A 4,657-nucleotide genomic window follows, 5' to 3' on the forward strand; every position below is an offset into this window, starting at 1 on the left:
GTTACCTTGAGGTTTTTTCTTCACGAAAAAACTTTATCTTAGCAGAAACTACGCAGTTCGCTGGCATCGCAACAGACGCAAAGCCGCGAAACGTTAGCTACCATTACACAACTTTAACTTTAAACGACAATGAAGATTGAGCTTAGTTTCTTGAAAATAGTTATACCTTTTATTGCAATTTTTATGATTTTTTTTGGATGTAAAGAGAAATCAGATAAAATTAATATTTCAAAAAATGAAGCTTTAGAGATTGCAAAACAATATGAAATTTCCGGTGACAGTATTGAAATATATTTTGACACTTACATTTATCCCAAAAGCAGTTTAGCTTATAAAAAAGGAAAACGAAAATTAATGTATTGGCATGTTTCAAAAAAATGTAATAAATGTGGGATTATACAAATTGACGCCGAGAGTGGAAATGTCTTTACAGTTGGAAAATATAAATACAATAATAACGGTAGCTAACAGCAGTTTGTAACAATTGCTAGGCTTGGGTTTTTCCCGAATTTTCTTCGAAAATTCAAAAAGTAATTTTAACTTTGGTATCATCAGTAATTAATCGTCGCAACTGTTACAAGCTGCGGCACGTTAGCAACCAGTTTACCATTATGCGTAAAAAGACATTCAAAATAATCGCTATAACTTTAATTCTATTTATAGTCGTTTATAATTTTTTATTGAGCGATTTTAACCCAATGTTTGAAGACGAAGAGTTTGTTTATCTAGGTAATTCAATAAAAGTAGCACAAAAAGAAAATTTAAAACCGCTAGTTGATATTTACAATAAAATTCACGAAACCGTAGAAGAAAAAAGATGTCCGTGCGAAGTGTCAACAGCTTATATTGGACCATATAGACATGGTTTTTCTTTAACCAAAAAGTTGTACTTATTGAAAATCGAAAAGGAATTTACTCAAGATGATTGCCTAAAATTTGAATTGTTAAGCGCTGAATATTTAACTGGAAATATTGGAGTAAAACAAGCGTCTAAATTCTATTTTAATAAAAGTGTCGAACAACTCAATGAAGAAGAAAATATTATGTTGATTATTATGCTTGAAAATCCAAGTCTGTATAATCCAATACGCCGAAAAGAAAAAGTATTGAGGAAAGTTCGACTTTATCAAAGTATATTACATAAAAAACCGGTTGCTAACAGCAGTTTGTGATTATGGCTGGTTTTGGTCTTATCAGAAATGTCTTGGCTGACTGAAATTTTAGTTATATTTGAAAACGCAAGCGAATGAGGAACGCCACAATCACAATCTGCGGAACGTTATGCTCAATATTTAGAGACATTATGAGAATATCGATAACATTTTTTTTTGTGATTCTTAGTGGAATTTCATATTCCCAAGAAAAAAAGCTTGTCTGGACAGAAAGGACTTGTGAAAGCGGAATTGAAAAGGCTATCAAGCATTCGAATCAAGGTTATTATTTTAGTGAGTCATTTGGATTTGCAAAAGAAACTGATTTAGTTTTCATTTCGTTTTACGAAGAATATCTTAAAACAAAATATAACATAATCTCCATTGATGGCGGTTGTATTATGGATGATTATAGAAAATGTTATTCTGAAAAAATGGATAAACTCATAATTGAAAAGTTTGGCGCAGATATATTTGAAAAGTCACTGAAAGAAGCGGAAAAACTATACAGTAAAGGTTAAATACTGAGCATAACAGCAGTTTGCTACAATTGCTAGGCTTAGGTTTGTCCCGAATTTTCTCCGAAAATTCAAAATGGAGTTTTATATTTGGAATCATTAGTAACAAATCGTCGCAACTGTAGCAATCTGCGGCACGTTATAAGCAAGCTTTCGAACACTTTGCATAAATGGAAAAATTAGCTCAGATTCACGACAGAGAAATAAAATTTGAAGTGTACGATACTTCGAAAAATTGGATTGCAGAATTCCCAACCGAAAATTGGTGTTTGATAATTATTGCGGAAGAAGAAAATAAAAATTACTTTGATGAAATAATACGAAAAGCAATTGATAGAAATGTTGGTTATATATTCAGTGTCGGCAAACAGCATGATTTAATTCATGATATGGCGGACGAAGAACTTGTATTTCGTGACGTTGATATTGAAGATCATTATTTACCAAAACATATGATAATGACAGCTGGCGTGGAAAACTTTGAAGATGGAATTTGGCAGGGAATTTATATAACACATCAATACGAAACAGAAATTGACCAAGTGATAATTCTTGATGTTACTAAAAAGGCGTTTGAAAAAACTGCCGATTTAGTTAGACAGTTTGAGTCGGGATACGTTCCAGAGTGAAAAAAGCCAGCTTATAACAGCAGTTTGTAACAACTGCGAAGCTTGCGCTTCTCCCGAATTTTCTCCGAAAATTCAAAGCCAAGTTTGTACTTGGAATAATCAGTAATAAATCATCGCAGCAGTTACAATCTGCGGAACGTTAGAGGCAAGTTTCTCCCGAAAAAACTCAGAAAATATGCAGAATACTAAATGTGGTTTCAATTATTCAATTCTTGCTTTACTTTTATTTGTGCTCGCATTTATTGTTCAATTCCTTGTGTCGAATTTTGATTTGGAGTTTCTGAGCATTGCTGTTAGTATAACGGCATTAATTTCATTTTTGCTCGCAATTGTTGGCGGAATATATTTGATAATAGGTTTGCGGGAAGAAAGCTCGAAAGAGCAGATCATTGGATTTATTATTAGCAGTATATTTTTAATGATCATTGTTTACTTTATAATATTGCTTTGTAAAGATGTTTGAAAATCGAAATACGAAACCAGCCTCTAACAGCCGTTTGGCTTCATGGCTGGTTTATCTTTCTTGGAAAATAATCTGGTAAATCAAATTTTGCTTATCTTTCAACTTAATTATTAAATTGCCGCCACGAAAGCCAAGCGGCGGCACGTTAGAGCCCATTATTAAACGAATCTGCAACATGAGAAATTTAGCTTTAATTGTAATATTAGTTTTTGCAGGATGTCAGTCTCGAAAAGGCTCAGATTTCATATTTTACAAATGGAATATACAGGAGTCATATTACCTAAAGTTTAACTCGACAGATACACTTTATTTAATCAATCCATATGAAGAGCAAACCTCATATACAATTTTAAAGAGTGACGAAAAGGAGAAAATTCAAAGCGTTTTGGATTCAATTTCTTTTCCTCAAGAGAAAACTTCTTTTAGCAGATCCGTAAACGATGGAGTAACTTATGCTTTTAACCTGAAAAAAAACAATCAGTCAAGCAAACTTAAAATCCATGCGGATGCTGGGCCAAATCAGTTTTGGGTTTTTGGAAAATCATTAGAAGAAATCAAAAACAATCATAAGTTTATAAAAATAAAGAAAGTGTTTGATTTAAGCGAAATTGATTCAATGGTTTTTCAAAAAGTCAAGTTTGTGAAAAAAAATAACGGGCACTAACAGCAGTTTGTAACCACTGCGCGCTTGGGCTTGCTCCGAATTTTCTCCGAAAATTCAAAAAGGAGTTTTATCTTTGGAATCATCAGTAATAAATCATCGCAGCAGTTACAAGCTGCGGAACGTTAGCTACAATTTTTAAACACGTATAGTGAATGGAATCAACCGAAAAAATACCAAACCAAAATGGAGAATGGTATGTCGTGGAAATTATTGAAAAGTGCGAGCCAGTTGAACGAAACGAAAAGCAAGAATTAAGAAGAGTCACAACATGGGGAAATTATCATTTAATAAAAGCTAAAAGTCCTGAAGAAGCTTATGAAAAAGCTGTGAAACTTGGAAAAGAAGCCGAATACAAATTTACCAACGAAAGTAAATTAGAAATGGAATGGATTTTTGTGGGCATTGGTGATTTGATTCCAATCTATGAAGAAAATATTGAGGATGGCGCCGAAATTATGTGGACAGACTATGGTTTTATAAGTAATAGGAAAACGGAAAGGTTTGCGCGAAGTAAAAAGGAAATATTAGATAATATCAAACCGAAGCAAAAACTGTAGCTAACAGCCGTTTGGTAGCATGGCTGGTTTTGCATTTCTTAGTCGGAAAGTACTAAGTTCAAAATTTGATTATATTTACAACAATAATTTAAAAAGTCGCCACGACTACCAAGCGGCGGCACGTTATAGGCAATTGCTCATTCGCATTTCATAGAACTCCTCATGAGAAAAGAACTAATAATAATATTGCTTTGGACAACTTCAATTTTCGCTCAAGAAAATTATAATTCATACTATGCAGAAGCTTTCGTTCAAGTAAAAAAATCTATTGAATTGAAAAGATTCTGCGAAAAACTTAATATTGAAAATGTCTTAAAAATCAATAAATTTAACGTTAGTATTTGTGAAGATGTTGACTGGTTTGGAAAAAAAATCGAAACTCCAATTGAATGTATTACTACAGATTTTAAAAAATGGAAACGCTATAGAAACAGAAAACTAAAACGTATTGGAGATAATGAAAAAACTAAATTAACCCTTACGCTTTCTGAAATAAGCGACAATTATTTCATTGGTCGAGTCAACTTTAAAAATTATATATATGAGCATGTTTTATATCTTTTTAAAATAGAAAATGGAAAGCTCAAGTTAATTGAAAGTATAACTGTAACGTCAATTAGTTAGGTATCGCAACAGCCTATAACAGCAGTTTGTAACTACTGCGCGCTTGGGCTT

At 32.6% G+C, this 4,657-nt stretch carries 7 protein-coding genes; all 7 read left to right on the forward strand.

All coding sequences use genetic code 11. The annotated features are described in order from the left end of the window. The first annotated feature begins 129 nt into the window (after positions 1–129). The 7 genes from HA632_RS01955 (at position 130) to HA632_RS01985 (ending at position 4,606) form a co-directional block, all read left to right on the forward strand. Positions 130–468, forward strand: coding sequence for a hypothetical protein (locus HA632_RS01955; protein ID WP_176305564.1), 339 nt, complete (start codon positions 130–132; stop codon positions 466–468). A 143-nt stretch (positions 469–611) separates the two neighbouring features. Continuing rightward, a complete protein-coding gene (locus HA632_RS01960; protein WP_176305565.1) occupies positions 612–1,172 on the forward strand; it encodes a transglycosylase domain-containing protein in 561 nt (186 codons plus the stop codon). 74 nt (positions 1,173–1,246) lie between these two features. Beyond that, a complete protein-coding gene (locus tag HA632_RS01965) occupies positions 1,247–1,672 on the forward strand; it encodes a hypothetical protein (RefSeq protein ID WP_176305566.1) in 426 nt (141 codons plus the stop codon). A gap of 167 nt (positions 1,673–1,839) precedes the next feature. After that, complete coding sequence (locus HA632_RS01970) at positions 1,840–2,298, forward strand: hypothetical protein (protein WP_176305567.1); 459 nt, start codon at positions 1,840–1,842, stop codon at positions 2,296–2,298. 638 nt (positions 2,299–2,936) lie between these two features. Then, the gene (locus HA632_RS01975; protein WP_176305568.1) at positions 2,937–3,425 is read left to right on the forward strand and encodes a hypothetical protein; all 489 of its coding nucleotides are present in this window, start codon (positions 2,937–2,939) and stop codon (positions 3,423–3,425) included. 152 nt (positions 3,426–3,577) lie between these two features. Then, complete coding sequence (locus HA632_RS01980; RefSeq protein WP_176305569.1) at positions 3,578–3,982, forward strand: DUF4288 domain-containing protein; 405 nt, start codon at positions 3,578–3,580, stop codon at positions 3,980–3,982. Positions 3,983–4,144: 162 nt separating this feature from the next. After that, on the forward strand, positions 4,145–4,606 hold the full coding sequence (locus tag HA632_RS01985) for a hypothetical protein (RefSeq protein ID WP_176305570.1): 462 nt from the start codon (positions 4,145–4,147) through the stop codon (positions 4,604–4,606). Positions 4,607–4,657 lie beyond the last annotated feature (51 nt).

It is taken from the genome of Flavobacterium sp. J49, assembly GCF_011742145.1.
Classification (GTDB): Bacteria; Bacteroidota; Bacteroidia; order Flavobacteriales; family Flavobacteriaceae; genus Flavobacterium.

Excerpts from the sequence above, each read along its gene's own strand:
- HA632_RS01955 (WP_176305564.1), top strand. The coding sequence starts at position 130 with ATGAAGATTGAGCTTAGTTTCTTGAAAATAGTTATACCTTTTATTGCA.
- HA632_RS01960 (WP_176305565.1), top strand. The coding sequence starts at position 612 with ATGCGTAAAAAGACATTCAAAATAATCGCTATAACTTTAATTCTATTT.
- HA632_RS01965 (WP_176305566.1), top strand. The coding sequence starts at position 1,247 with ATGAGGAACGCCACAATCACAATCTGCGGAACGTTATGCTCAATATTT.
- HA632_RS01970 (WP_176305567.1), top strand. The coding sequence starts at position 1,840 with ATGGAAAAATTAGCTCAGATTCACGACAGAGAAATAAAATTTGAAGTG.
- HA632_RS01975 (WP_176305568.1), top strand. The coding sequence starts at position 2,937 with ATGAGAAATTTAGCTTTAATTGTAATATTAGTTTTTGCAGGATGTCAG.
- HA632_RS01980 (WP_176305569.1), top strand. The coding sequence starts at position 3,578 with ATGGAATCAACCGAAAAAATACCAAACCAAAATGGAGAATGGTATGTC.
- HA632_RS01985 (WP_176305570.1), top strand. The coding sequence starts at position 4,145 with ATGAGAAAAGAACTAATAATAATATTGCTTTGGACAACTTCAATTTTC.